Source organism: Desulfopila inferna, assembly GCF_016919005.1.
Taxonomy (GTDB): Bacteria; Desulfobacterota; Desulfobulbia; order Desulfobulbales; family Desulfocapsaceae; genus Desulfopila_A; species Desulfopila_A inferna.
On sequence record NZ_JAFFQE010000004.1, the window covers coordinates 194,252 to 220,623 of the forward strand.

Annotated in this window: 22 protein-coding genes and 1 tRNA gene; 12 read left to right on the plus strand and 11 right to left on the minus strand. The window is 50.0% G+C overall.

What is annotated here, in order from left to right:
* Positions 1-280 precede the first annotated feature (280 nt).
* Together JWG88_RS11835 and ilvB are read right to left on the minus strand one after the other, a co-directional pair.
* Positions 281-574: an ACT domain-containing protein gene (locus JWG88_RS11835; RefSeq protein WP_205233980.1), complete on the minus strand. Its 294-nt coding sequence runs from the start codon at positions 572-574 to the stop codon at positions 281-283.
* A 13-nt stretch (positions 575-587) separates the two neighbouring features.
* Positions 588-2,276 (minus strand): acetolactate synthase large subunit, encoded by a 1,689-nt coding sequence (gene ilvB / locus JWG88_RS11840; protein WP_205233981.1) that lies wholly within the window; start codon positions 2,274-2,276, stop codon positions 588-590.
* 537 nt (positions 2,277-2,813) lie between these two features.
* Between ilvB and JWG88_RS11845 the strand changes: the two genes are divergently transcribed.
* Entirely contained in the window at positions 2,814-3,980 is a 1,167-nt protein-coding gene (locus JWG88_RS11845) for an iron-containing alcohol dehydrogenase (protein WP_205233982.1), read from the plus strand.
* A gap of 21 nt (positions 3,981-4,001) precedes the next feature.
* On the plus strand, positions 4,002-4,922 hold the full coding sequence (locus JWG88_RS11850) for a mechanosensitive ion channel family protein (RefSeq protein ID WP_205233983.1): 921 nt from the start codon (positions 4,002-4,004) through the stop codon (positions 4,920-4,922).
* On the opposite strand, the gene JWG88_RS11855 is transcribed toward JWG88_RS11850, so the two are convergent.
* A complete protein-coding gene (locus tag JWG88_RS11855; protein WP_205233984.1) occupies positions 4,919-5,500 on the minus strand; it encodes a flavodoxin family protein in 582 nt (193 codons plus the stop codon). The two genes, JWG88_RS11850 and JWG88_RS11855, sit on opposite strands and share 4 nt — an antisense overlap.
* Positions 5,497-6,330, minus strand: coding sequence for a bifunctional hydroxymethylpyrimidine kinase/phosphomethylpyrimidine kinase (gene thiD / locus JWG88_RS11860; protein WP_205233985.1), 834 nt, complete (start codon positions 6,328-6,330; stop codon positions 5,497-5,499). Before thiD ends, JWG88_RS11855 begins: the two co-directional genes overlap by 4 nt.
* Positions 6,331-6,633: 303 nt before the next feature.
* Between thiD and JWG88_RS11865 the strand changes: the two genes are divergently transcribed.
* Both JWG88_RS11865 and gltA read left to right on the plus strand, forming a co-directional pair.
* Complete coding sequence (locus tag JWG88_RS11865; protein WP_205233986.1) at positions 6,634-7,470, plus strand: sulfide/dihydroorotate dehydrogenase-like FAD/NAD-binding protein; 837 nt, start codon at positions 6,634-6,636, stop codon at positions 7,468-7,470.
* Positions 7,471-7,550: 80 nt separating this feature from the next.
* Positions 7,551-8,966: an NADPH-dependent glutamate synthase gene (gltA, locus tag JWG88_RS11870; RefSeq protein ID WP_205233987.1), complete on the plus strand. Its 1,416-nt coding sequence runs from the start codon at positions 7,551-7,553 to the stop codon at positions 8,964-8,966.
* Between the two features lie 145 nt (positions 8,967-9,111).
* Here gltA and JWG88_RS11875 read toward each other — a convergent pair whose 3' ends face one another.
* Positions 9,112-9,363 carry a hypothetical protein gene (locus JWG88_RS11875; protein WP_205233988.1) on the minus strand — a complete coding sequence of 84 codons (252 nt, stop codon included), beginning with the start codon at positions 9,361-9,363 and terminating at the stop codon, positions 9,112-9,114.
* A 300-nt stretch (positions 9,364-9,663) separates the two neighbouring features.
* Between JWG88_RS11875 and JWG88_RS11880 the strand changes: the two genes are divergently transcribed.
* The gene (locus tag JWG88_RS11880) at positions 9,664-10,599 is read left to right on the plus strand and encodes a ketopantoate reductase family protein (RefSeq protein WP_205233989.1); all 936 of its coding nucleotides are present in this window, start codon (positions 9,664-9,666) and stop codon (positions 10,597-10,599) included.
* A gap of 85 nt (positions 10,600-10,684) precedes the next feature.
* Here JWG88_RS11880 and JWG88_RS11885 read toward each other — a convergent pair whose 3' ends face one another.
* Positions 10,685-11,638 carry a hypothetical protein gene (locus JWG88_RS11885; protein WP_205233990.1) on the minus strand — a complete coding sequence of 318 codons (954 nt, stop codon included), beginning with the start codon at positions 11,636-11,638 and terminating at the stop codon, positions 10,685-10,687.
* Positions 11,639-11,904: 266 nt separating this feature from the next.
* Here JWG88_RS11885 and JWG88_RS11890 point away from each other — a divergent pair, with 266 nt between their 5' ends.
* The 3 genes from JWG88_RS11890 (at position 11,905) to JWG88_RS11900 (ending at position 14,538) form a co-directional block, all read left to right on the plus strand.
* Positions 11,905-13,191, plus strand: coding sequence for a citrate synthase (locus JWG88_RS11890; RefSeq protein WP_205233991.1), 1,287 nt, complete (start codon positions 11,905-11,907; stop codon positions 13,189-13,191).
* A 57-nt stretch (positions 13,192-13,248) separates the two neighbouring features.
* Positions 13,249-13,815: a YajG family lipoprotein gene (locus tag JWG88_RS11895; RefSeq protein WP_205233992.1), complete on the plus strand. Its 567-nt coding sequence runs from the start codon at positions 13,249-13,251 to the stop codon at positions 13,813-13,815.
* Between the two features lie 339 nt (positions 13,816-14,154).
* Positions 14,155-14,538 (plus strand): hypothetical protein, encoded by a 384-nt coding sequence (locus JWG88_RS11900; protein WP_205233993.1) that lies wholly within the window; start codon positions 14,155-14,157, stop codon positions 14,536-14,538.
* Between the two features lie 53 nt (positions 14,539-14,591).
* On the opposite strand, the gene JWG88_RS11905 is transcribed toward JWG88_RS11900, so the two are convergent.
* Together JWG88_RS11905 and JWG88_RS11910 are read right to left on the minus strand one after the other, a co-directional pair.
* The gene (locus tag JWG88_RS11905; RefSeq protein ID WP_205233994.1) at positions 14,592-14,963 is read right to left on the minus strand and encodes a response regulator; all 372 of its coding nucleotides are present in this window, start codon (positions 14,961-14,963) and stop codon (positions 14,592-14,594) included.
* A complete protein-coding gene (locus JWG88_RS11910) occupies positions 14,960-17,170 on the minus strand; it encodes a histidine kinase dimerization/phosphoacceptor domain -containing protein (protein ID WP_205233995.1) in 2,211 nt (736 codons plus the stop codon). Before JWG88_RS11910 ends, JWG88_RS11905 begins: the two co-directional genes overlap by 4 nt.
* Before the next feature lie 681 nt (positions 17,171-17,851).
* Here JWG88_RS11910 and JWG88_RS11915 point away from each other — a divergent pair.
* The gene (locus tag JWG88_RS11915) at positions 17,852-18,871 is read left to right on the plus strand and encodes an NADH:flavin oxidoreductase/NADH oxidase (RefSeq protein ID WP_205233996.1); all 1,020 of its coding nucleotides are present in this window, start codon (positions 17,852-17,854) and stop codon (positions 18,869-18,871) included.
* A gap of 114 nt (positions 18,872-18,985) precedes the next feature.
* Here the strand turns inward: JWG88_RS11915 and JWG88_RS11920 are convergent.
* From JWG88_RS11920 to JWG88_RS11930, 3 genes are all read right to left on the minus strand, one after another.
* Positions 18,986-19,075, minus strand: a tRNA-Ser gene (locus JWG88_RS11920).
* Between the two features lie 168 nt (positions 19,076-19,243).
* Complete coding sequence (locus JWG88_RS11925) at positions 19,244-20,074, minus strand: MBL fold metallo-hydrolase (protein ID WP_205233997.1); 831 nt, start codon at positions 20,072-20,074, stop codon at positions 19,244-19,246.
* A 562-nt stretch (positions 20,075-20,636) separates the two neighbouring features.
* Positions 20,637-21,452, minus strand: a complete 816-nt coding sequence (locus JWG88_RS11930) for a dimethylarginine dimethylaminohydrolase family protein (RefSeq protein WP_205233998.1) — start codon at positions 21,450-21,452, stop codon at positions 20,637-20,639.
* A gap of 225 nt (positions 21,453-21,677) precedes the next feature.
* On the opposite strand from JWG88_RS11930, the gene JWG88_RS11935 reads away from it, so the two are divergent.
* The 3 genes from JWG88_RS11935 to odhB all read left to right on the plus strand — a co-directional run bounded on the left by JWG88_RS11935 (position 21,678) and on the right by odhB (position 26,372).
* Positions 21,678-21,884, plus strand: a complete 207-nt coding sequence (locus JWG88_RS11935) for a hypothetical protein (RefSeq protein WP_205233999.1) — start codon at positions 21,678-21,680, stop codon at positions 21,882-21,884.
* A 288-nt stretch (positions 21,885-22,172) separates the two neighbouring features.
* Complete coding sequence (locus JWG88_RS11940) at positions 22,173-24,995, plus strand: 2-oxoglutarate dehydrogenase E1 component (protein WP_205234000.1); 2,823 nt, start codon at positions 22,173-22,175, stop codon at positions 24,993-24,995.
* Positions 24,996-25,064: 69 nt separating this feature from the next.
* Positions 25,065-26,372, plus strand: a complete 1,308-nt coding sequence (gene odhB / locus JWG88_RS11945) for a 2-oxoglutarate dehydrogenase complex dihydrolipoyllysine-residue succinyltransferase (RefSeq protein WP_205234001.1) — start codon at positions 25,065-25,067, stop codon at positions 26,370-26,372.

Genomic DNA, 26,372 nt, shown 5'->3' on the forward strand with positions numbered 1-26,372 from the left:
GATTATCGTGCTCATTAGACACTTATAATCATGGAAGATCCTTGACCATTGTCAAAAAATCTTTTTTTTTGAGAATGATAGCATGATAAGTCGCCGCGAAGCTCCCTGTAACACAGGAGATCGGGCTATCCTCAACTCAAGGTAGGGACTGCTCTTTTCTCGGGTCTCTGCTGCCCGGACGGCAGCAGCGAAGCCCTCATGGATGGGTTTATGGCGTCCCGATGAAAAGAGCAGTCCCGGCCTGGGTCAGGAGACGCTGAGTTTTCAGGGGTAATCAGAATCAATAATTTTCGATAAGTTTCTCTAGCTGCACGAAAAATGCCTTGCTGTTGCGCCTGTATTCGAGGCGACGGACGTCTTCGAGTTTTTCCACCTGCTTGATAACCTGGTCCAGCTTGCTCTCTTCTTTGACCAGAAGCCACATTTTCGATTCCGTCATATTCTCCATGGGAAAGCAGAGAATTTTTTCAAGATTGTATGCACGTCGCGAGAAGAGTCCGCAAATATGCGACATTACACCGGGATGATTGTTTACTGTAAGTTCTATGAGAATGCCTTCTGTGTTATTTTTCATGATTTTCCGTCGTCTAGTTTTTAGTGGTTGTAGTATATCCGCCAATCATGGCCGTGTTGGCTGCACCCGGAGGCACCATGGGATAAACCTCTTCGTCTTTGTCGATGGGTACATTGATCAGACATGGACCCGGTGCGGAGAGTGCATCCTTGAGAAGTTCACCGGCCAGGGGAGAATATTTGAAATCGACGGACTGCATGCCGAAGCCCTTGGCGATGGTGGCGAAATCGATGTCAATGGCAAAATCAGAGGCGAAATTGTTATTATTGTAAAAAAGATTCTGCTGCTGGCGTACCAGTCCCAGAGAGTTATTATTCAAAACAATGATCTTGACGTTCAAGCGCTGTTCGACGGCGGTGGCGAGTTCCTGGATGTTCATCTGCAGACTGCCGTCGCCGCTGAAGCAAACCACCAGCCTGTCGGGATTGGCAAGTGCCGCGCCAATGGCCGCGGGTAGTCCGAATCCCATGGTGCCCAGTCCGCCGGAGGTGAGGAACTGGCGCGGTTTGCAGAAGGGATAAACCTGGGCGGTCCACATCTGATGCTTACCGACATCGGTGGTAATAATGGCATCGTCTCCCACTATTTCAGCTACTTTGCGGATCAGGCCATAGGGTTTCTGCGGGACCAGTGATTCCGGAATAGTGAGGGGATGCTTGGTCTTCAACTCAGTGATGCGCGCCTGCCATTCCGGACGTTTCTGCTCAACTATAAAAGGGAGCAGTTCGCCGATACAGTCGGTAAGATCACCGATCAGCGCTACATTGGCGCGCCTGAGTTTGTGCACCTCGCTGGGATCGATATCCATATGGATGACATCGGCATCGGGGCAGAACTCGGAAATCTTTCCCGTTGCTCTGTCATCAAAGCGGACACCGGCGGCAATGAGCAGGTCACATTCCTCCAGAGCCATGTTGGTGGAGCGGGCTGCATGCATGCCCAGCATACCCAGGGCCAGCGGATGGCGTGTTGAGATGGCGCCGAGGCCCATTAGTGTCATGGTGGTCGGCAGTCCGCTCTTTTCCAGAAGCTGCAGGGCTAGCTCGCCGGCACCGCTGTTTATCACGCCTCCCCCGAGATAGAGGATAGGCCTGGCGGCGTTGTTGATCATATCGGCGGCTTGGGCGATCTTGTCCGCGGCGCAGGGCAGGGCAGAAGGCTGTTGTATTGGTTCGGGAAAGCCGGCAATTTCAATCATCTCCTGCTGAACATCTTTGGGGACATCGATCACGACCGGTCCCGGTCGGCCGGTGGTTGCAATTTCAAAGGCCCGCTGGATGGTGTCGGAAATCTCGGCGGCTGAACGGATGAGATAATTATGCTTGGTGATGGGAATCGAGAGGCCGTAGGTGTCAACCTCCTGGAAGGCATCGGTTCCTATCAGCGTTTTGGGAACCTGGCCTGTTATGCAGATCAAGGGGACGGAATCAAGGAAGGCATCGGCTATAGCGGTAAGGATGTTGGTTGCCCCCGGCCCGGATGTGGCAAAGCAAACCCCCGGTTTTCCTGTGGATCGTGCCATTCCCTGGGCGATGAATCCGGCACCCTGTTCATGCCTGCTCAGTACATGTCTGATTTTTGTGGATCGCTGCAGGGCGTCGTAGAGCGGCAGGTTCGCACCGCCAGGAATGCCTGCAATAGTAGTGATTCCCTGGTTTTCAAGCAGCCGTATGATCAGTTCTGCTCCGTTCATCTTTTCCATTGGAGGTTCTCCTCGTTTTACTGTTGAGTTTTTTTATGCAAAAAAAAACCCCCTGCCGGCGAGCGCCGGCAGGGGGTAAGTTTCTAATTTCAGACTGAAATCCCTACTTCGGCGCTCCGCTCCATAGAATTCGCACGACGACGACCACGACTACACCAGCTAGCGCCAGGCTGGAGAGTGCAATGTTGGAAAGTATGGTGGTCTGTGCTGTGTTATTCATAATATTAGAGGGCCAAGAGGGCCAGGAAGTAATTTGTGTATGTCTTTCTGATAGCAGATAATAAAATGGACGTCAAGTAAAAATTCTCAATTCCATACACAGCCCGACACGATGACGGACCGCTGTGAAGAATAAATACATATAAGGTCGGAGACCGCCATTTCGTCAAGGTCCAGGAGTTTTTCCTGGCAATAAAGTGAGGTTAATGTTTACAGACAATCAATATTGTTTATCATTTGACTAATCCCGGCTGAGCGGGATAAGCACTTTTATAGATTGCTTTTTAGCAAAATACCAACAAGGATCCCAAATCAACCATGAACTTTTCTCTAAAACCGTTGCCGCGGATATATTTCGGTCCCGGCAAAATTGTCGATCTTACTGAGCTGGTAGTCTCTTTTGGAAACACGGTACTGTTTATAATCGGCAAAGAATCGTTCGGCAAGTCTCCATTCTGGGCAGAGCTGCGCCAGTCGATAGCGGCGCGCGGCATCTCCTTCCATGTTGAACATATATCTGGGGAACCTTCTCCGCAGAGTATCGATGCTATAACCGGCAAATACCGAAAGTTTAATATAAACGCCGTTGCCGCCATCGGCGGCGGCTCTGTACTGGATAGCGGCAAGGCGGTCTCAGCCATGTTGGCTACCAGCGGCAGTGTTCTCGATTACCTGGAAGGCGTGGGAACCAGAGAACCGGAAGGTCGTAAAATCCCCTTTATTGCAGTGCCGACGACCTCCGGTACAGGCAGCGAGGTGACCAGCAACGCTGTCATTTCCAGAGTCGGAAAAGACGGCTTCAAAAAATCCCTTCGTCATGACGGATATATTCCCGATGTCGCCCTCGTCGATCCGGCGCTGACGCTTGCCTGCCCGCCACGGCTCACCGCGAATTGTGCCATGGATGCCTTCAGTCAACTCGTGGAATCCTATCTTTCCACAAAAGCATCACCCTTTACGGATGATCTTGCCCTCGGAGCTCTGAGGAAAGTGAAGAAGTCCCTGACCTCGGTTCATCTGAATGGTGGAAATATAGAGGACCGGAGCAATATGTCTTATGGCTCCTTAATTTCTGGAATTACCCTGGCCAATGCGGGGTTGGGAGTTATCCATGGTTTTGCTTCGGTCATAGGCGGACTCTATCCAATTCCCCATGGAGTAGTGTGCGGCACTCTTATGGCGGCAGGCAACGAAGTGACCCTTCATAAATTACGGAAGAGCGGCGATTTCTCTGGTGCGCTGCGGAAATATGCGAAACTGGGAAAGATTTTCAGTGATCGCGAGAGGGGAAGTGATGAATATTATCAGGACAGTTTTATTGCCGACCTGCAGATTATCACCGCAACCTTAGGTATGGAACTTTTAGGCGATTATGGGATAAGCAGCAAGGATCTTAGCGCCATCGCCGAAAAGACCGGCAGCAAAAACAATCCTGTCGTGCTCGAGAGGGATGAACTAGAGGAGATTCTTTCAAAGAGGAAATAAAAATGAACGAGAGAGTGCAAAATGGAGATAGTTAGAGAATTTTTGTCGAGTATTTCCTGGGATGTCATCATCAAGTCCGGACTGCGCATTACCCTCATCCTGATCATTTCCTGGATTATAATGAAAGTAATCCTCAGTTCTTTGAGGCGATTGGAGCGTCGCTTGCTCGCAAAAAGCCAGGATGACAATGAACCGGCATCGGAATCGGATAAGCGGATCGATACAATCATCCGCCTATTGAGGCAGGGTTCCCTGCTGGCACTCTGGCTTACCGTCTGCCTGGTCATTCTCAAGCAGGTGGGCGTTGATATCGCCCCGATTATCGCCAGCGCCGGAATCGTCGGTCTTGCCGTGGGTTTCGGCGCCCAGAACCTGGTGCGGGATATCATCTCCGGCTTTTTTCTTATCCTGGAAAATCAGGTCCGCGTCGGAGATGTGGCTATCATCAACGGCACAGGAGGCCTGGTTGAAAAGATTAACTTTCGTACCGTCGTCCTCCGCGATCTAGCCGGTATCGTCCATATTTTCCCCAACGGCACCATCACCACCCTGAGCAATATGACCAATGAATGGTCGGCTTTCATTCTCGATATCGGGGTGGCCTATAAGGAAGATACCGACAAAGTCATTGCCATCATGAAGGAGGTAGGGCACGGCATGTTCGAGGACGAGGTTTTCGGAAAACTGCTGCTGGAGGAGCCGGAAATTTTCGGAGTGGACAAATTCGATGATTCCGCTGTGATTATCAAGGGACGGATCAAGACCAAACCGATTCGCCAGTGGGATGCTGGTCGGGAATACCTGCGTCGCCTTAAATATGCCTTTGATGAGAAGGGCATCGAGATACCATTTCCGCACCGGACCATGTATTTCGGGGAGGAGAGCAAGCCCTTCGAACTGCAGATCCTTGAAAAAAAGGCAGGAGCACAAACGGCGGATTAGCCGAAAGAGTCGGCAATTTCTCGGCCGAAGCGAAGTGCATTCTCTGTTTCCTCCGTATTGTTTTTAAACGCCTTTTTTTCATCAACGCCGCGGATCAGCAGTTCGCCACTGTAGGGCACATCGATGGTGTCGAAATACGATTTGGCCACCAGGACGCAGCCCTCGAAAACTTTTGGACCCTTGGTTGCCGCGGTGGCCAGGAGATAGCCTCTGCGCTTATCCTCGATTCTGACTCTCTCGTTGAGCAGATACTTTCTGCTCCAGCGTGCTTGAAAGCGGTCTATGAAGGCTTTAAGCTGGGAAGTCGGTCCATAAAAATACACGGGAGTAACCAGGAAAATGATATCGGCGGTGTCCGCCTTTCCGTATAATTCGATCATGTCATCCTTGATAACGCACATCCCGGTTTTTTCGCATCCTCCACAGCCGATGCAGGGGGAGAGGGATTTCATGCCTTGCAGATAAATATATTCGGTCCGGCATTGGATTTTCTCCTCGATGCCGCTGATCACTGTTTGCACCAGGGTCTGGCTGTTGCCGTTTTTTCGAGGGCTTCCCAGAACGGCGAGGATGTTCATGATATTTTCTCCTTTGGCAATTGCTTATGAAAATTGAAAAAATGGTGGACAGGACCATGACCTTTACCGAGTGAATACTCGGAGCCGGCACTAATCGCCTGGTAAAGGTACTTTTCTGCATGCCGGACCGCATCATGGAGCGATTCCTGATGGGCGATGAATGCGGCGATTGCAGAGGACAGCGTGCAGCCTGTACCGTGGCTGTTTCTGGTGGCGATGCGCTCATTCTCGAAGAAAATTGGGCTATCGGCATCCCTGGGCCAGTAGACATCCACAAGGGTTGTTCCCTTGAGGTGTCCGCCTTTGAGCAGTACGGCAAGAGAATACTCGCTGCTCAGCAGTTGAGCGGCGCTGATCATATCGTCACGAGTGGAAATCTTTTTCTTGGTTAGAATTTCGGCTTCCGGTATATTAGGAGTAATAAGAGTTGCCAGCGGCAAGAGCGTTTCCAGCAGTGTTGCGACGGCGCTTTCTTCGATTAAACGGTCGCCGCTTGTGGCTACCATGACCGGATCGAGGACGATGTTGTTGCAGCCATACTCTCGCAGAACCTGGGCAACCGTCATGATGACATCCGCAGAATGGAGCATGCCTATCTTGATCGCATCTGTGCCGATATCGTCAAGAACGGCGCGTATCTGGGCGGCAATTACCGCAGGCGGAACAGGATGAATAGCGGTGACACCGCAGGTGTTTTGTGCCGTGATCGCCGTTATTGCGCTCATGCCGTAACAACCGCAGGCCGAAAATGTTTTAAGATCCGCCTGGATTCCTGCTCCGCCTCCGCTGTCTGAACCGGCGATGGTAAGTGCTTTTCTGTAGCTCTTCAATTCCGTTGCCTTTTTAAGTTAAATTGAGGAGTCGTATAAATATTTTAGAACAAATTGTGTCTACTAGTTACTTTACTCGAAAAAAGGAGATAACCGAAAGAAATTTTATCTAAAAACAGCAAATGCTCCCGGTCAAAAAAAGGAACTTAACACTCTCCTGAAATTGGTGCTACAGAGTAGCAGGCAAAAGAGGTTGCTATATTGGCGAGTATATGCTCTTTTATTTTTTCTGAATAGTGTGCGAACCCAGTTATTTTTTTCGAAAAATAATCCATTGGTATTTTAGAGAAGCGGAGGCGGAAAATGTTTAAAATTGTGCGGCGTGAAGAGATGTCTGAGGGAACCGTGATCCTCAATGAAATAGAGGCTCCACGAATTGCAAAAAAAGCTCTTCCGGGCCAATTTGTAATAGTAAAATCCGGTGAGGGCGGAGAACGGATTCCGCTGACCATGGCTGATTCTGATCCGGAAAAAGGTACAATTACAATAATATACATGGTTGTCGGCAAATCTACTGCCCTCTTCAAAGAACTGCAGGTCGGCGATGGCTATCAGGATGTCATTGGTCCACTAGGCAAGGCGACCCATCTTGAAAAAGTTGGCAAAGTCGTCTGCGTCGGCGGCGGAACAGGTGTTGCCGTGCTGCATCCTATCACCCGCGGCCTTAAGGAAGTCGGCAACGATGTCACCTGCATAATAGGAGCAAGGAACAAGGATCTGCTGATACTGGAAGATGAAATGAGAAAGGCCTCCCATGATTTGCGGGTCTGCACCGATGACGGTTCTTACGGGCATCATGGCTTTGTCACCGATATTCTCAAGGAAGTACTTGAGGATGACGATATTAAACTGGTCGTCGGCATCGGTCCCGTTCCCATGATGAAAGCCGTCTCCAATCTTAGCAGGGAATATAAGGTACCGACCCTCGTCAGCTTAAATCCGATCATGGTGGACGGCACCGGAATGTGCGGTGGCTGCAGGGTTACCGTGGGCGGTGAAACCAAATTTGCCTGTGTCGACGGCCCTGAATTTGACGGTCACCAGGTAGATTTCGATGAGTTGACACTCAGGCTGCAGGCATATCGTGAAGATGAGAAAAAATGTCATGAGAGTTTCTGTACGATACGGGACTCGAAATAAATCCGGCACCCTGAAAACATATAACATATTGAATATACATTAACATACTGTAGTGGATGAGATTATCTACGGAGGAAAATATGGCTGAAAAAGGCGAGAAAAAAACAAAAAACCCCAGAGTTGCTATGCCCGAGCAGGACCCACAGGTAAGGGCCAGGAATTTTCTCGAAGTCCCCACGGGATATACCCTGAAAATGGCTCAGGAGGAAGCAGCGCGCTGTCTTCAGTGTAGAAAACCCGGCTGTGTTACCGGCTGCCCGGTGGGCGTTGATATCCCGGGATTCATCGATTTGATCGCTCAGGGAGATATGACCGGAGCCATTCGCAATCTTTGGACAAAAAATGCCTTGCCCGCCGTTTGTGGTCGTGTCTGTCCTCAGGAGATCCAGTGTGAAGGAAAATGCATTGTCGGTAAAAAGGGAGAGCCTGTTGCCATCGGCAATCTTGAGCGGTTTGCCGCCGATTACGAGCGACAGCACGGTACCGGCGAAATGCCTCCGGTAGCGCCTCCCACCGGCAAGAAGGTCGCGGTGGTGGGTTCGGGTCCATCCGGGCTCACGGTTGCCGGAGATCTCATTTTAAAAGGCCATGAGGTCACCATTTTCGAGGCGTTCCATAAACCCGGCGGTGTTCTGGTCTATGGTATTCCCGAATTTCGTCTGCCCAAGGAAGACATTGTCGCCCAGGAAGTGGATTTCCTGAGAAAGCTTGGAGTGAAAATTGAGTGCAATGTTGTTATCGGCAGGACCGTTACCCTGGATGAGCTGTTTGAGCAGGGATTTGACGCGGTGTATGTAGGCGTTGGCGCGGGGCTGCCCCGCTTTATGAACATTCCCGGCGAGAATCTGGTGGGCATCCTCTCCGCCAACGAATATCTTACCCGGGCCAACCTGATGAAGGCCTATAAGTTCCCCGAGGTTGACACCCCTATTCCAATGGGCAAAAATGTTGTCGTTCTGGGTGCCGGAAATGTTGCCATGGATTCGGCCAGAACCGCAATGCGGCTCGGTGCGGACAGCGTCAAGATCGTTTACCGGCGCTCGCGTGAAGAGATGCCGGCACGTAAAGCTGAAATCCATCATGCCGAGGAGGAAGGCATCGAAATGTTTCTCCTCACCAATCCGACAAAATATCTCGGCAATGAAAAGGGACGGCTCACAGGTATGGAATGTCTCAAGATGGAACTTGGCGAACCCGATGAATCAGGGAGAAGGCGTCCGGTAGCCGTTAAAGGCTCCGAATTTGAGCTTGAGTGCGATCTTTGTATCGTAGCCGTAGGTTCAGGAGCCAATCCACTGCTTACCAGTGATACTCCTGATATGGCGTTGAATAAATGGGGCAATATCGTTACCGATGAAAAAACCGGGAAGACCACCAAAAAAGGTGTCTGGGCCGGCGGAGACATCGTTACCGGTGCGGCCACGGTTATTCTGGCGATGGGAGCGGGCAGGGAAGCCGCCGATTCAATCCACGACTACCTGACCCTGGGCTGGTAAACTAAAAAGGGCAGGAAGTCTATACAACCACACTACCACAAAAAAATCCGGGTTCGGCCTATTGAGGGCGAACCCGGATTTTTTTTATGTAGAGAAGCAGTATCTGTTTAGTATTTGTAAAACGGTTCGGAGAGGCCGAAGAGAGTCAGCAGTCGCATTCAACTTTATGGCAGGCGATGCAGTACACCCTGAATAAGATAACCTCGGAGAAGAGATCCGTATTGTTCTCCTCATCGTAGCGTTTCGCTTCACTCATGATTTTCTCATCACTGGCGCCGGTATGGATAATAGAAATAAGCGCAGTATTCTCCAGAAGATATTTTGATCTTTCTTCATGGGAAAGAGTTTCCAGATAATCATCCAGGCAAAATTTGATTTTATCTCTTTTGCGTGCCATTATGTTGATAGCCTCTTAATTCTCCTGATAAACGACCAAACCCATTAAGCTGTCGGCCATTGCTTCATGATCAATTTCACTGTCCACCCGAGGCGGGGGAAACAATCACATTACACTAAGCTCAAATTGAGTTCAAGTTGTAATTCCGCTATTATCCGAAGCTATTTGGTCTCAGGAAGGAGACAACCCTTGTTTCCGGCGGCTATAGCATTGAAAAGAGGTACACCTCCTCCTTGTTGAACCGCAAGAAACCCTAAGTCCCTGAAATTGAGACAACATACATAATCAGGAAAAATAATTATGCAGGTAGAAAAAAAAATTACCACGGTAGCTGTCGTCGGTGCCGGTGCCATGGGGTCGGCCTATGCCTCCATGTTCTCGGATGCCGGTTCGTTCTCACCATTTTTTCTTGCTGAGGGTCAACGATACCATAGACTGGAGAATAGAGAATTACAGGTCAATGGCAGGAACTATACGATTCAGGCCAGACAGCCGTGGGAGGTATCTCAGCCGGCGGATCTGATTCTCGTCGCCCTGAAGCACCATCATCTTGATGAAGCCCTTCCGGCCATCAAAGCTGTGACTGGTCCGGATACGATAATCCTCTCGGTGATGAACGGCCTTGAAAGCGAGGAGATAATCGGTAGGGCATGTGGTATGAGCAACGTCTTGCCTGCCATTGCCGTCGGTATCGATGCCCTGCGGGAGGGGGATCGTTTTTCCTACGCGCAACCCGGCAGGATCATCTTCGGGCAGAGAGACGGCAGCAGTACAGAGCGTCTCCGGGAGGCCTTGAGCCGGGCAGGGATTCCGCATGAGATACCCGCGGATATGGTGCGTACCATGTGGTGGAAGTTCATGATCAATGTGGGGATTAATCAGGCCTCGGCGGTGTTGCGGGCTCCCTATGGCGTTTTTCAGGAATCGCCCGATGCCCGATCATTACTGCTGCTGTTGATGCAGGAAGTTATAGAACTTGCCGGAAAGATTTCCGTTGATCTGACCAGCGAGGATCTGGATAAATGGTTTTCCGTCCTGGATACCCTGGCACCTCAAGGAAAAACCTCAATGCTTCAGGATATTGAGGCAGGCAGGAAAACAGAAGTGGAGATATTTGCCGGCAAAGTTGTCGCCATGGGCGAGAAACATGGTGTTGCCACCCCTGTTAATCAAACAATATTGAATATCATCAGAGTAATCGAAAAGCAGGCAGGAGTGCCGCAAAAGTACAAATGATTTTATAAACGGCAAGCCTGCGTAATCCATATATTATACCCGGGGAAATCGTCATCATCCGAAACCCTGCAGCGGTATAAGCGGATTACCGCTTGAGTATCCTGTTCACCATCGGTTGCAAGATCCACGGGGCCAGGAAGATGGGAAACTGAGCCAGGGCAAAGTAGAGCCAGGTCATTTCCGGCAGGGCTCCTCCAGTAGCGGCGAGCATCAAGCCCATGTTGCGTTGCGATGCGGTAAATCCTATGGCCAGAGCGCGTTCCCGGCCTGCCGGCAGGAATACAAGAGTTGTCAGGAACAGGACTGCGAAAAAAATCACAAAGGAAAGGGCGGTGATAGCTATCGTCATCGCAGTATCGGAAAGTACGCGGGTCCCGACATTTTCCATGATAGCCGCGACGAATATAAAAAGAATAATGATATTGAAACCGTTGATTTTTTCCCCCTGCCGCTCGATCGCCTTAATCCCCACCAGTCGACGTATGCCGAAGCCGACAAAGGCTGCCCCTAAAAGAATAATGCTGAGTTTGCCGGCGAGCAGCAGAGGAGGAATCGACAACGCCGGGCCGACGAAAACAAGGGCAAAAAGGGGCGCGGTGATCGGGACCAGAGCGGTACCGCAGACCAGAGTGATGAGCACCAGGGTGGCATCGAGCCCCATCAATACCGCCAGCGAGGGGGCTGCCATGATCGGGGATGCCACCGCCTGAAACATGATGGCAATAAAAAGGCCGGGAGCACTGGTATCGATTCCCAGGGAAAGACAGATCATCCCAATAAGAGCGGGAATTGCCAGAGACGTCCATGCAGTTGCACCAATCACCAGACCAGGCCGTCGCAGACATGCTCCGGCCGCCCTCATATTAACCCGCATAAAAGCCGTGCATAACAGGACAAAAATGGCCTCGGTTACAAAGGGCTTGAGGTGGCCGCCGAGCCAGGGGAAGGCGATGCCTACAACCACAATCGCTGCAATCGCCTTGGTGCCCTGGCGGCCCAGCCAGGAGAGACCGGCTGCAATAACATCAACAATAATCATGAAGGACTCCATTGAGTAACGTAAGGAGATTCGACTTGGTTCTAACAGTTTATTGCGCAGATTACAAATGAAGTGAGATGCCTTGATCACTTGCCAAAAATATTTTTAAACCATAATATGTAACAAGTGGCATTCAACAATATAGAGAGTTATCGGATTCACTTAAGAAATCGGTTCCGTTAGTTTTGTCCTTTTTTCTGTTTTTTATAATGGACATCCGGACAAGGTACTAAATCGGGCGACCTGGATCTTTCAAGGAGAAAAATATGAGCGAAAAAGCAACCCTGACTGTAGGTGGCGCAAGTTATGAACTTGATGTCACGACTGGAAGTGAGAACGAGAAATGTATCGATATTCAACAATTGCGTGCACAATCGGGCTATATCACCATGGATCCGGGTTTTGGCAATACCGGGTCATGCTATTCGGATATCACCTATGTTGACGGTGCCAAAGGAATTTTGCATTATCGGGGCTATCCCATTGAAGAAATAGCCGAGAAGGCAAGTTTCGTGGAGATCTGCTCACTGCTTATTTACGGCGAACTTCCCGATGCCGAAACCCTGAGCAAATTTCAGGATGCCTTGGCGGAACACGCTCCCCTGCATACCAATCTCGAGCATCACTTCTCCGGGCTTCCCACGGCTTCGCCTCCCATGGCTATTCTGTCTGCCATGCTCAATCTGGTCTCCTGCTTCCATCCGGATGTATTGGAAGTATATTCGGAAGGACACGGATTTGATCGAACCGCCGCCCTGCTGCTTTCCAAGGTTCGGACAATAGCCGCCTACTCCTATAGGATGTCTGTCGGTAAACCCTTCAATCAACCAAACCCCAATCTCAACTACTGTGCCAATTTCCTGCATATGATGTTTTCCGATCCTTATCGGGAGTATGTTCCTAATCCCGTTATCGAAAAGGCCCTGTCGCTTTTTCTGGTACTCCATGCCGATCATGAACAAAACTGTTCTACCTCTACGGTCAGGGCAGTCGCCAGTTCCCGTGCAAATCTGTTCAGCTCCATCGCCTCGGGAGTGTGTGCGCTCTGGGGGCCGTTGCACGGCGGCGCCAATATCGGCGTGATCAGAATGCTGGAAGATATCAAATCCTCGGGCCGTCCGATTGACCACTATCTGGAAAAAGCAAAAGATAAAGACAGCGATTACAGGTTGATGGGATTTGGGCACAGGGTCTATAAGAACTTCGATCCCCGTTCACGCATCCTGAAGAACAGGCTGGATGAACTGCTGGCGGAATTAAATAAAAAAGATCCCCTTCTCGATATTGCCCTCGAGCTTGAGGAGAAAACCCTGAAGGATGAGTATTTTATCAGCCGCAAGCTCTACCCGAATGTGGATTTTTACAGCGGTCTGTTGTTGCGTGCGATAGGGATTCCCCTCGATATGTATACAGTGATGTTCGCCCTCGGCAGGATGCCCGGCTGGATAGCCAACTGGCGGGAGCTCCATGACCAGCGCCTGCGCATTACCAGGCCTCGCCAGATTTATACCGGGTCTCAGGAGAGGTCCTTTGTGCCCCTTGAAAAGAGATGATTTTTTTTTGCACCGTTTTATGCTGTCGCTCCATTTCTAATATTCAGGAGTAAACCAATGAGAAATGCTCTAATTTTAATCGGGATGCTGTTCGTGACGGCCTGTGCTCCTCAATATCCGTTGAACACTCATCTTAATTTGCAGGTCTCGCCGCAAGCCGAACAGATTTATGGCGGGGGAGCAACAGCGTCTATACAAGGGCTTGACCAGAGAGACAACCCGGAAGTCGTGATTTACAGGATTTCTGATCCTGCTGTTGGCATCACGAACCTCAGTCCACCGCATATCCTCATCATCGAACGCCTGGCAGGCGGATTGCGTCAACAGGGTCTGCTGGTCGAAAGTTCTTCACCGGTAAATATCACCGTTGAGGTAAAAGAACTCCTCGCCGAAGTGACCCGCTCCAAAACGCTGTATATAACCAATGCCGCCAGTAGCGTGCAACTGGTCCTGGAAAACCGGGGCACGACTCTCACCAAAAATTACGGTCTTAAGTCCAACCGCCAATCTCTCCGCAAACCGAAGGTCGATGACCTCGAAGAGTTGCTCAATATGCAACTCTCCGACATCGTCAACCAGATATTGGATGACAAAAAAATCCAGAGCTTCCTGAGCCAGGAGTAGAGAACTCCGTAGGTGCTTCACCCATCACCAAGGGTCAAAAGGGTCAGGGATCAAAAGGGTCAGAGTAAAATTAAAACTGATTACCCCTGAAACTCAGCATCTTCAGGCCCAGGCCGGGACTGCTCTTTTTCATCGGGACGCCATAAACCCGTCCATGGGGCTTCGCTGCAGCCGTCCCGGCTGCAGAGACCCGTGAAAAGAGCAGTCCCGACCTTGAGCTGAGGATTAGGGGTAATTAGGAAATTAAATAAAAAACTACTCTGAGCCTTGAAAAGGTGGAAGGAGCTGAATTACCAATGAACACTATGCTCTTTTGGTCTGAAATAATAGAGGAATCGCATGTCAGATTATATTATCCAAATCAACACATTTGAGATCAAAGAAGGCAAGTTGGAGATCTTCAAGGCGAGTGTCAAGCGTTCGCAAGAATTCGCCGAGGAAAACGACCCACTGCTTATGGCCGAGATGTATATCGACGAAGAAAGCATGCAAGCTCGTGCATGCCTGATCCACCGCGACTCTGAATCCATTCTGGCTCATTGGAAAACATCTGAGGAATACATGATTGACGTGATGGAATTCTGTAACCCAAAGCGCGTGGATATTCTGGGACAACCAAATGATAGTGTAATGGAGAGGCTTTTGAAGTATGAAGAAGTGGGGGTTCCCGTGACCATGACGCCTCATTTCGCGGGATTCAGTCGTCTTAAGACCAAAGAGTAAGTCAAATGAAATGTCACAGAGTAAGGGGTTATCTGTAGTTGGGTTTTTTAAGATCAGGCGGCCACGGCCTTTTCGATGGCTTTGAGCACTACTTCAATATTATCGAGTTTGGATATAATGGCAGCCGGTTCAATATCCAAAACCTGCTGGGAAAGTTTCTCCGTGTCGTAACCGGTAAAGAGGATAATGGGAATATTATATTTATCCCGGATCTGCCGGGCAGCCTCCAGTCCGTTGAGGCTGCCGGAGAGAGCGATGTCCATGAGAATCACATCCGGCCGTTCCCTATCGGTGACGCGCACCGCTTCTTCGCCGTTAATAATTACATCGCCAACCTCATAGCCGCAGGATTCTAGTTTTCTGCTCAGCATGATGCCAACGAGAATTTCGTCCTCGACGACGAGTATCCTGATATTTTTGTTCATAAACGCTTGTGTAGTATGGGATCGAGAAAGCGGATGCTGTATTTGGTTCCCATTTCACGTTCCATTGTCAGTTCGCCCTTGAGCTGCATTTTTACCAGACCGGCGATGATAATGCCAGTGCCAAAGGTTGATGACCGCATAATATCAAAATCCTCCGGCAGTCCAATTCCGTCATCGGCCAAAGTTAGAAGCAGCTGGTTGTCTGCACACCTTTTGACGGCAAGGGATATAGTCCCTTTTCGACCTTCCGGGAAGGCATGCCTGATGGAGTTGGTAATGATCTCATTGGTCACCAGGCCGATGGGTACGGCGTGATCAATATCGATGGCTATGGGTTCGGTCTGCACATCGAGAGTTATCCTGCCGTCAATTACCATGGAGGACAACAGAGACTTGGCGATATCATGAAGGTAGGAACCTGTGTCTATTTGGCTGATGCTGTTGGAGGAGTAGAGCTTTTCATGAACCAGTGCCATTGACCGGATACGATTTTCCATCTCTCTGAAAATCTCACGCTGTTTCTCTTGCTCGATATCCTGGCGCTGCAGTGCGAGCATGGAGATGATAATAAGCATGTTGTTCTTGATACGATGATGTATCTCCCGCAGCAGCACCTCCTTCTCCTGAAGCGATTTCTGCAACTCCTCGCCCTGCTCCTGCAGCTTATCTGAGACGATCTGGCGTTGCTCTATCTCGTCCTGCAATCTGATGACGGTTTTTTCCAGTTCCAGCTTCTGGTGGTTGACCTGCTCATTCCGTTTTGCCACCTCTTTTTCCAGATAGCTGGAGTACTTTTGCTGCTGCTTCTGGGCGGCGCGCAGCTGCATCACCATGGAGTTGAACGATGCTGCCAGAATACCCGGTTCATCCTTGGTGGTCACCGGACATTGTACCTCGAAATTGCCGGCCGCCACCTGCTCGGTTGCCTGAGAGAGTTTGCGCAGCGGGTTGATTAAGTGTGCAAGCAGTAGAAAGATGATGGCAATGGCTATACTAAGAGTGACCAGCGAGAAGATCACGCTTTTAACGGCCATTGTTCGTATGGACTGACCGAGTTCGCGACGGCCTGAATTCACGGTTTGCAGCATATCGCTTTCACGGACGACAACGCCGAAAATCCATCCCTGTTTCTGCATTTTGCTGGTGACGACATAATAGTTTTCGCCATCGAGCATTATTTTCTGTTGATGTTCAAGGCTGCCGGCCACAATCCCGGCAAGTCTTCGGACATTGTCATGGATCGAGTCATCGAGAAAGAGATTGAGTCGATCACTGGAGTAGAGATATTCCGACGAGTCAGGCTCAATGCCGAAGAGCGGGTAGTACTTTTGGGGAAAGGCGATGATCTTGCTGTTTGCACCAAGGAGAAAGGAAAACAGAGGCCAATTATCATCCTGGTGACTGTCGGTTGTAAGAATATCGTCGATGACGGCGGAAAGCGGTACATCGATACCTGTAATACCGCGAAATCGATCTTTGTCATCATAGACCGGGGCGCTGGCGGTGAGCATGAAGCCTTCTATGACATCGTCTTTATAGATGTCTGTCCAGCGGACATCTCCGCTGCGGTCTTCAGCATGGCTGAAAATTGTCATCGGCTCGCCATCCCTCAGATCGAAAACAGATGGAGAAGGAATCTCCAGGGAAGCCTTTTTATATTTTTCCCTTGTTGTGCAATACTTACCTATACCTGAAGCGGTAATCGTATGACTGGCAAGTGCTTCCGGGTTATCTTTGAGAGCTCTTTCAAACAGCGGAGCCATATGGCTTATGGCCCGCAACTCCTCCCGGATGACCGGTGAGATCTGTGATCCTCCCCAGTAGATTGTTGTCACCGGTGCGGCAAGATCGCTGATGAAATTGCCGGTAAGCGGAGAAGGCAAAAGATGATCATGGTAGAGTGGATTGCCGGCATAAAGTTGAAGATTATTGTAAATGGCCGCCGCCTGGCTTCCCAGCATGGCTGCCGAGGAGGCAATCTGATCGAAATGCTTCTGGTGGAGTGCTGCCTTTTCCCGGGTAATTCTTTGCAAAGAAGAAAGCGTCTGCGATGTGATATGATCGCTGTGTAGTTCAAGAGCCTGGTCGCCGTAGTCGATCAGGGAGTGCAAAGCCGAATAGGTAAGAGGAACAACCGCCATGACTACAACTGCGGTAAGGAGGACAAATAATTTAACACCCAGGCTTTCTTTTATTATTCTCAACATGCGATCGATAAAGGCAAATCGGCGGCTATATGAAGCAGCTGATCCGGAGTAAGGCTGAGGCAGCTATTTTACGGACTTAATACTGATCTGAAAATCACCAATGTGATAACTCCTAACAACTTGTATGGACTAAGGGGTTGTCGTTGGCGGAGGAGCAGGGTTTCGTCCGCTGGATTGATCTATATATTACATTTAATCCCAGTCACTGAATGGCAGGTGAGCTGAATTACACGGGGTTTGATCTTTAGACCTGATATCGCTCTTTTCCATGGGTGATCTCTACCATAATTCTATCTTCGATTTCATTCAACAATGTTCTGCACGACCGATTGAAAATCAATGACTTGTCGGGGCCCAACACCATGGGAGGCACACACCCATGGACGGCCACACAAGGGCCAAGGGGCCCTTTATATACATCACCTTCTTCAACTGGTATTTGCCCGGTTTCCTCGGTTACCGGTATTTCGTCCCAGCCCCCTTGCTATTCAGTGCGTCTTTGCAGTAATTCTTTGCACCGGTTGGTTGTGGTATGGTAAATGTTCGTTGTTTCAATAACTCGAAAAGGTGATTGAAAGAAAAAAAGGTATTGATGTTGGTGCTCAGGTGTAGAAAGTGCTATCTGTTATTAAACAATGTATTCATTCACAGTAATAGTTACTGTAAGAAGCGAAGGCGGCCATGGCAAAATCACGAATTTTCGAATCGTTCTCTCTCAAAGGTGTAACATTTAAAAACCGTATCGCAATGGCTCCAATGTGCCAATACTCTGCGGGCAATGATGGCCTGGTCAATGATTGGCATTTTATCCATTATGCTGCCAGAGCAATTGGTCAAGCCGGCCTTATCATTGTTGAAGCTACAGCTGTCGAATCCCGGGGGCGGATATCCAACAGGGATCTGGGGATTTGGAGTGATGCCGCGATCGAGCCGTTTAATAAACTGATCCGGCAGGTTAAAAAACATGGATGTAAAATTGGTATTCAGATAGCGCATGCCGGACGAAAGGCAACGATCGTTGACGAACCAATTGTGGCTCCAAGTGCGATACCGTTTAACGATACACTTCAGGTTCCAGTCGAATTAAGTACCTCTGAAATCGACAGTGTGATACATAACTTTGCCAGTTCTGCCAGGCGGGCAGTAGCGGCCGGTGTTGATTTTATCGAAATACACGCGGCTCACGGTTATTTGATTAATCAGTTTTTGTCACCTTTGACAAATGTGAGAAAAGACGAATTTGGAACAGATAAATCTCTGTTTCTGAAAATGATTCTGGAAGAAGTCGTGAAATCTATTCCCGATCAGATGCCTGTTTTTATACGCGTATCTGCAGAAGAATATATGGAAGGCGGTAATCATCCTGAGGATTTGTGCAGGCTTCTTGAGCCGGTGAAGCATTTCATCGATCTTGTGCACGTAAGTTCAGGTGGAGTTATTGAAAATGCGGCCGTGGAATCATATCCAGGGTATCAGCTGCACTTTGCCGATATTCTCCGGCAACAGTTAAAGCTGCCGGTTATGGCGGTTGGGATGCTGGAATCTCCAGCTTTTGCAGAAGAAGCATTACAGAATAATAAGGCCGATTTTATAGCACTTGGTCGTGAGTTTCTGCGCAATCCCTTTTGGCCGCTGCATGCAGCCAGCCATCTTAGTGAAGATATTGAGTGGCCGGAACAATATGCAAGAGCGAAGTTGTAAAGTTGCAGGCGATCTCCACGATATCCGGGAGAAGCGATAGCAGCTTTTTTTGACTGAACACCGATTGAAAATCCACAATGCAGAATCCACTAACTGGGATATTTCACCTTGTATTGGCGGAGGAGCAGGGATTCGAACCCTGGGTGGAGTTGCCCCCACAACGGTTTTCGAGACCGTCCCGTTCAACCGCTCCGGCACTCCTCCTGTGGTTGTCATTCATACTGCAAGTTCATTTTTTTTCAAGCACAAAACTTTAAAAAAGAAGACATCCCTGCCGGTTGAGACGATTGGCACAAGAAAGATTTTCCTGGTCAGCAGCCGGAAAATCATCCTGGAATCTAATCCGGATGAAAAAGCGATAGTCGTAAATAATTAAACTTCAATCACCATCCCTGCACTTCCCTGAATAACCTCACAGCTAAGATGTGAAGCCAGATAGTTTACCGTCGCATCGCCACTGCAGTGGCAGGCTATGATTCGTCTGATATCAAAGTACTTCAGTTTTTTTACAGTCCTGTTCAACCTGGATTCGTCGGCATGAAGCAGATGCAAGCCACCTATTATCGTGTCGATCCGTTTCTCTCCTGTCAGCTTAACGATGTAGTCCAGGGTGTTGAGGAGGCCGGCATGGCAGCATCCCAGGCAAATGGTCAGTCCTTTTTTCCACTGAAGCCACATGGCATTGTCATCACGGATAATATCGATTTCTTTTCCCTCTGGATCGAGAAAAAATTTTCCCCCGGTGTCTTCAAAGGTGCAGTTTCTGGGAATCGGACCGGTTATGCCGATCCCTTCATGCAGATCTGTTGGTCTGGTTAACCAGTGTACCCTGGTATCCGGGTGATGCATTAGCGCTTCCATGGCAGTGAGCGGCATTTTAATGATTTTGGCTGTACCGTCTCCCAGGCTGTAGCGCGGCTGAAATACCCCGGCGTGAAGATAAATTTCCAGGCTTTTATTGAGTTCGAGAAGATCTACAACTCCACCGGTGTGGTCATAGTGGCCGTGGCTCAGTACCAGAATGGCCGTTTTGTCGAGTTCGATCCCTAGAGCTTTAGCGTTGGGCAGCAGGGCGGTACTTTGGCCACTGTCGAGAAGAATGTTTCCTGTCGGGGTTTCCATGAACAAGGCAAAGCCGTGTTCACTTATAAGGCCGGTGTCGGCTCTATTGTCGACCAGGATTGTCAGGCGATATTTACTCATTTTCACGTCCTCTAGTCATCGCGATAATTCATTTAGAACAAAGCGAAGTGTTCATATGCACGATATGAATCGTGCCACTTATCTAAAAAGAAGTCAATACTAATTTCAGGTAATGTTGAGACTTTTTCAGGATATTCAGATCGGCGGAGGAATGGCGGGATTTTTCCGCTGTGAAGAACCCAGTAGAGCTATTACTAAAAAAGCCGGTTTCATGCTGCCTGTATCGAAGATTTTATAAAACCCTGTTTCTATCCATTCCGGTCCCTGATAGGAGTCCGGGATAAGGGATTAATCCAGAAGCATCCAAATAGATGGATTCCGGATCAGGTCCGGAATGACGTAACTGATAAATACACCTTTAATATTAGGATGTTACTCCGGAAAATCCACATAGAAAAACAAGAAATCGGGAAGCACTTTAAGAGCCGGCAGGCTCAGTCTACTGCCAAGGTATTTATACCTCAAGGGGGTAGGGTACTGAACAGAGTCCCGGCCGCTTGCGCCGGGATTCGAGACATGCCGGAAAGAAAAGAATCTCGAGCTGAATTAATGAGCAATTAAATTAGAATTTGTTTGGCTTCCTGTTATGGAACCAGCGCAGGGACATGCAGGACAATCCGGCATCAATTTTTTCAATCTCTTCAGTCTTGACAGGCACAATTGCATAGCCGCTTCCGGCAAGCATGTCGATGGTTCGCTGATAGCCCGCACTTACCAGAACCGAATCGTTGATCCGGAGGGCGTTTGCGGCCGGTTCCTCGCCATCAGGGATCACCATTTTGCGAAAACCATTAAAGAGATCCGATTGTGCCATACGCTGGGTGAGCAGAACCGTCTCTTCATCGAGCAGCGAGCATTCGGTTTTAAAATGCAGGACTCCGGTAGGAGTGTGCACTACCTCACTCTTATAGCCCAGGGTTTTGAGGCAATCGATGAGCACAGCCGCTCCGGCGGGATCGGTACGTGCGGAAAGGCCGATAAGTACGGATTTCGGCGTCACCAGTATATCACCGCCATCGACATGACCGTTTTCCCGCAGTTCCAGCACAGTGTCGAAACAATCGTGTAAAACCGGTGAAAGTTCCTGTGCTTCGCCCTGTCTCGATGCTGCACCGGCATTCAACAGCACGGCCCCTTCGCTAAAAACCAGCGCCGGGTCTTCAACGAAGAGCGAATCCGGAAACGCCTCGAGCCCAGGCAGCACGATGACATTGAGTCCGGCGGATTCGAGGGCGGCGACATAGGCCTGGTGTTCAGCTTGAACCGCCTCGTAGTCGGGATCGCCTCGTTCTTCAGCCCGCAGGCCACGGATCACGGATATTGAAGGTTTTCTGACTATTGCTGAATTGAAGTGATAACAAGGTGTGGGAGTCGGCATGTGTCCCCTTTCTGCGGTTTAACCCGAACATTTCATGAAGCAATCCTATGCTGTGCGTGCTGGTATCGTAAAAACCACCGACGTGTTCTCTGCGTCATTCCGGACTTGATCTATTTTTAAAACAGCTGGATTCCGGATCGAGTCCGGAATGACGGATACTGAAACATATTGGAGGTTTTTACGAGCTTGTCGTGCATAAATATAGAGTATTTTAATTAGTTTTCAATGAATTTCGGGGGATTTTTCATAGTAGAAAGTGATCTGGAAAAGCTATTTATTCATGATGTTGCAAAGAAGTTTAAATTGTTGGGGTTCGCTGCGCTCACCGCCAACCTACTCTTTCAAAATGCCTTTGGAGCAATCGGGTGTGCTGGTGCTGACGAAAGAAAGCCCAATGTTTTGCTGATCGTTGAAATGAACTTCGAAAGGTGAGCCTTCGCAGCAACGGTAGGCTCCTGCACCCCGACCCGGGCAGGTGGAATTAACAGAAATTGAGAGAATGAAGAGGTTGTATAATGAATGTTAGTGGATACGTTGAAAAAATCCTTTGAAAATCCCTAGAAAAAACAGGATAAAAAAGATAGGCTATAAAAAACGATCACGGACATCGACATTTTTTCAAGCCTTGGAAGTAAATCCTATCCCATTTCATTGGTCGGCCGGTTCCGAACCGGATGGCAATACATAATTTTTATTGAAAATCGGGGAGAAGCGAGACAAATGAAGAGAGAATTACCAGCTTATGAGAATCTCCAATATATAGAAGCGGTCTGGGAGCGCTATAAACAGGATCCGGATTCGGTATCGCCGCAATGGCATTCCTATTTTACCGGATTTGAAAACGAGGATTCAGCCCAGCCCCCACCCCAGCCTACCGAATCTCCACGGTTTGCAGCAGGCAGACAACAGCTGCATCAGGGATATGGACCGGGAGGTAAAGTTTGTGCAGGGTGCGGCCGCGCCGAGGCCATGTCGTTTCTGCAGTACAATGTCAGTCTGCTGGTCAGGAACTACAGGGTGCGGGGACATCTTCTCGCCGGTTTCAATCCATTGGTAACACCCCGCACCTTTTTTCCCGAGCTCGATCCAAAATATTATGAGATGACTCCGGATGATCTGGATCTGCTCTTTAATTTCGGTCCTGTTTCCGGACAAAAGGCCATGCCTTTACGGGAAATTATCGAGATACTCAAGGAGACCTATACAGGTTTTATCGGCGTGCAGTTCATGCATATAGACGCCCTGCGGGAACGGGAGTGGCTGCAGCAGCGCATGGAGTCCAGCAGAAACAAAATCCGGCTTTCCAGGAAACAGCAGGTAAGGATTTTGGAGAGGCTGACCGATGCAGTCGTCTTCGAGCGTTTTATTCAGAAGAAATTCGTCGGAGCAAAATCCTTTTCACTGGAGGGTGCCGAAACGCTTATTCCTCTTCTTGATCAAGCCATAGAAAAAGCGGCGGAGCAAGGGGTTGACAATATTGTCATAGGCATGCCCCACAGGGGCCGGCTCAACGTTCTGGCCAATATCATGGGTAAGCATCCCCACACAATTTTTGAGGAATTCCAGGATCCTTATGCCGAATTTAACGTCGGCCGGGGTGATGTCAAGTACCACAAGGGATATCACCGTGATTACATGACCAAAGACGGCAAGAAGGTGGTCCTGGATCTCTCTTTTAATCCCAGTCATCTTGAGTTTGTCGGACCGGTGGCGCAGGGGGCTCTGAAGGCACGTCAGGTCAAGCTCGAGGAAACCGACGCCAGCCGGGGGCTGTTGATCCTTATTCACGGTGATGCCTCGATGGCGGGGGAAGGCATCGTCCAGGAAACCCTGAACCTCAGCGAACTGGCCGGCTTTTCCGTGGGAGGAACCCTGCACGTGGTGGTCAACAACCAGATCGGTTTCACCACCCTGCCTGCCGAAGGACGCTCGACGACGTATGCCAGCGATGTCGCCAAGATGCTCCAGACTCCCATTTTTCATGTAAACGGTGAAGTGCCTCATGCCGTGGCCCAGTGTCTGGATCTGTCGCTGGACTTTCGCCGGCAATTCAAGAGGGATGTGGTCATCGATATGTATTGTTATCGCCGCAAGGGGCATAACGAAGGAGATGAACCGCGGTTTACCCAGCCTCTTATGTATGCCGAGATAGAAAAGCGTCCAACGGTTCGGGAAAGCTACGTGAAGCATCTGGTCGACCTCGGTGAACTGGAGGAAGAGGAGGCGGATAGCATTCAACGAAACCGTGAGCAATATTATGAAAAGGAATACAGCAAGCTGGAAGATTCCGAAGAAGAGAGCTCTGCGCCACTGAGTCTGTTCACTCCCTCTCACGGCCCTTATGTCGGTGGCATCGATGCCCATGTAGAAGAGGTGGAAACAGGTGTTTCTCTTGAGCGCCTGCAGAAACTGGGAGAGCGGCTGGTCGCAATTCCACCGGGTTTTCACGCGAACCGGAAAATAGTCAAGCTGCTCGAGGCAAGAAAAGAGATGTTTTCCGGAGATTCTCCGCTTGACTGGGGGGCTGCCGAAGCACTTGCTTTTGCCTCGCTGATCGATGAACAGATTCCGGTGCGCCTCTGTGGCCAGGATAGTCAGCGGGGTACCTTCAGCCACCGGCACAGTGTACTTCATGACACTGAAAACGGGGCCAGTTTTATGCCTCTTGCCAATATCAGTGCAGCGCAGGCCAGAATCGACATACTTAACAGCCCGCTCACCGAAGGTGCCGTTCTGGGATTCGAGTACGGCTACTCCACAGCCTTTCCAGAGTCGCTGGTAATATGGGAGGCGCAGTTCGGCGATTTTGCCAATGTCGCCCAGGTCTATATCGACCAGTTTATCAGCTCGGGGGAGACCAAGTGGAATCTCCTCTCCGGCCTGGTTCTGCTCCTGCCCCATGGTCTGGAAGGAACAGGTCCGGAGCACGCCAGTGCGCGTCTGGAGCGATATCTTGCCAATGCGGCCACGGACAACTATCAGGTGGTCTGGCCCACGGAGCCCTGCCAGATCTTCCATCTTCTGAGGCGCCAGGCCATGCGCAAGATTCGAAAACCTCTGATTGTGATGTCACCGAAAAGCCTGTTGCGGCATCCCGGAGCCGTTTCATCAATAAAGAGTTTGACCCAGGGCAGTTTCAGAAAAATCATTCCCGATGATGAGGTTAAAGCCGCAGATGTGGAACGGATTCTGCTGTGCACCGGAAAGATTTATTACGATCTGCTGAAAGAACGGCAGGAGAGGAACCTCAACTCCATTGCCATTGTAAGGCTGGAGCAGCTTTATCCTCTGCCTGAAGATATTCTGGCATCCGCCCTGGCCGCCTACCCCAAAAACATTCCGCTGCTCTGGGTCCAGGAAGAGCCGCTCAATATGGGAGCCTATCCCTTTATACGCATCCGCTTTGGCGATTTCCTCAGCGAGCACTGGTCATTCGACAGGGTGGGGCGGCCGATATCGGCAACACCGGCGACAGGATCCGCATCCAGCCACAGACTGGAGCAATCACTGTTGTTCAAGGCGGTTTTTGATGACCGGAGGTAGTGGTAAAGAGTGTAATTTTGAATAGTCGAGCGAAACGGAAACTGAAAGAGCTACCAGCTGGGGGAAAAGATGATTGTTGAAATTAAAGTGCCTGATTTAGGGGAAACGATAAACGAGGTTGAGATCGGTGAATGGCTTGTCGACATCGGCGGCAGAGTAAAGCTGGATGATGAGCTGGTCGAAGTAGAGTCCGAAAAGGCGACCGTGGAAATCCCCTCTCCGCAGGAAGGAATCCTGGTGGAGATTCTCAAAAAGCAGGGTGAAACAGCCGCAATCGGCGAGGTCATCGGCCGTCTTGATACGGAGGAGGGCGGCAAGGAAAAAGTTGCGGCAGAACCCGATGCAGGACAGGAAAAAGAGCCTGCACAAGCTGAAAAGGCGACAAGGGATATCGAGTCCGATAAGGGAGAATCTCCTGAGCCGGCGCCCGAAGAATCCAGAGAAAGAAAAGGGGATATGCCGGAAGGCTCGAAGGTTAAGGTGATGCCTGCCGCCGCCAGAATCCTGGCAGAGCATGATATCTCCCCTGAGACGGTGACGCCCACCGGACCCGGAGGACGGCTGCTCAAGGAGGACGTCCTTCGCGCCGTGGAGGACAGGCCTGCGGCCAAGGTAGAGAAGGTAGAGAAGAAAGAGGAACCGGAGCCATCCCTTGCCGAAGAGGAAATTTCGGAAGATGAGCTGGAACATCGTGTTGCCATGACGCCTATTCGCCGCACCATTGCGGCCAGGCTTCTGGAAGCCAAGCAGAATATGGCCCTGCTGACTACCTTCAATGAAGTGGACATGTCCGAGGTCAAGAAAGCACGTACCCTCTTCGGCAAGGAGTTTGCCGAGAAATACGGGGTGAGGCTGGGATTCATGTCGTTCTTCGTCAAGGCCTCGGTTGCGGCCCTTCTCGATTTTCCCCGGGTGAACGCCAGAATAGAGGGCAGGGATATCGTCTATAGCCACAGTTGCGACATCGGTGTCGCCATCGGTGGCGGCAAAGGGCTGGTGGTCCCGGTCGTGCGTCGGGCAGAGCGCCTGGGCTTTGCCGATATAGAGAATAAGATCGGTGAGTTTGCCGAAAAGGCCAAGGATAACAGCCTGACCATGGACGAGCTGCAAGGGGGGACCTTCACCATCAGTAATGGTGGGATTTACGGATCGATGCTCTCTACCCCGATCGTCAATCCTCCGCAAAGCGCCATATTAGGCCTGCACGCCATAAAGGACAGGCCGGTGGCCATTGACGGCGAAGTGGTGATCCGGCCGATAATGTACCTGGCGCTGACCTATGATCATCGAATCATCGACGGTCGTGAGGCTGTAACCTTTCTCAAAAGCATAAAAGAGCGGATAGAAGACCCGCGGAAACTTCTCCTGGAGATTTGA

Excerpts from the sequence above, each read along its gene's own strand:
- JWG88_RS11845 (WP_205233982.1), top strand. The coding sequence starts at position 2,814 with ATGAACTTTTCTCTAAAACCGTTGCCGCGGATATATTTCGGTCCCGGC.
- gltA (WP_205233987.1), top strand. The coding sequence starts at position 7,551 with ATGGCTGAAAAAGGCGAGAAAAAAACAAAAAACCCCAGAGTTGCTATG.
- JWG88_RS11910 (WP_205233995.1), bottom strand. The coding sequence starts at position 17,170 with ATGTTGAGAATAATAAAAGAAAGCCTGGGTGTTAAATTATTTGTCCTC.
- JWG88_RS11940 (WP_205234000.1), top strand. The coding sequence starts at position 22,173 with ATGAAGAGAGAATTACCAGCTTATGAGAATCTCCAATATATAGAAGCG.
- JWG88_RS11850 (WP_205233983.1), top strand. The coding sequence starts at position 4,002 with ATGGAGATAGTTAGAGAATTTTTGTCGAGTATTTCCTGGGATGTCATC.
- JWG88_RS11925 (WP_205233997.1), bottom strand. The coding sequence starts at position 20,074 with ATGAGTAAATATCGCCTGACAATCCTGGTCGACAATAGAGCCGACACC.
- odhB (WP_205234001.1), top strand. The coding sequence starts at position 25,065 with ATGATTGTTGAAATTAAAGTGCCTGATTTAGGGGAAACGATAAACGAG.
- JWG88_RS11885 (WP_205233990.1), bottom strand. The coding sequence starts at position 11,638 with ATGATTATTGTTGATGTTATTGCAGCCGGTCTCTCCTGGCTGGGCCGC.
- ilvB (WP_205233981.1), bottom strand. The coding sequence starts at position 2,276 with ATGGAAAAGATGAACGGAGCAGAACTGATCATACGGCTGCTTGAAAAC.
- JWG88_RS11835 (WP_205233980.1), bottom strand. The coding sequence starts at position 574 with ATGAAAAATAACACAGAAGGCATTCTCATAGAACTTACAGTAAACAAT.
- JWG88_RS11855 (WP_205233984.1), bottom strand. The coding sequence starts at position 5,500 with ATGAACATCCTCGCCGTTCTGGGAAGCCCTCGAAAAAACGGCAACAGC.
- JWG88_RS11935 (WP_205233999.1), top strand. The coding sequence starts at position 21,678 with ATGAATTTCGGGGGATTTTTCATAGTAGAAAGTGATCTGGAAAAGCTA.
- JWG88_RS11865 (WP_205233986.1), top strand. The coding sequence starts at position 6,634 with ATGTTTAAAATTGTGCGGCGTGAAGAGATGTCTGAGGGAACCGTGATC.
- JWG88_RS11905 (WP_205233994.1), bottom strand. The coding sequence starts at position 14,963 with ATGAACAAAAATATCAGGATACTCGTCGTCGAGGACGAAATTCTCGTT.
- JWG88_RS11895 (WP_205233992.1), top strand. The coding sequence starts at position 13,249 with ATGAGAAATGCTCTAATTTTAATCGGGATGCTGTTCGTGACGGCCTGT.
- JWG88_RS11880 (WP_205233989.1), top strand. The coding sequence starts at position 9,664 with ATGCAGGTAGAAAAAAAAATTACCACGGTAGCTGTCGTCGGTGCCGGT.
- JWG88_RS11900 (WP_205233993.1), top strand. The coding sequence starts at position 14,155 with ATGTCAGATTATATTATCCAAATCAACACATTTGAGATCAAAGAAGGC.
- JWG88_RS11930 (WP_205233998.1), bottom strand. The coding sequence starts at position 21,452 with ATGCCGACTCCCACACCTTGTTATCACTTCAATTCAGCAATAGTCAGA.
- JWG88_RS11875 (WP_205233988.1), bottom strand. The coding sequence starts at position 9,363 with ATGGCACGCAAAAGAGATAAAATCAAATTTTGCCTGGATGATTATCTG.
- JWG88_RS11890 (WP_205233991.1), top strand. The coding sequence starts at position 11,905 with ATGAGCGAAAAAGCAACCCTGACTGTAGGTGGCGCAAGTTATGAACTT.
- JWG88_RS11915 (WP_205233996.1), top strand. The coding sequence starts at position 17,852 with ATGGCAAAATCACGAATTTTCGAATCGTTCTCTCTCAAAGGTGTAACA.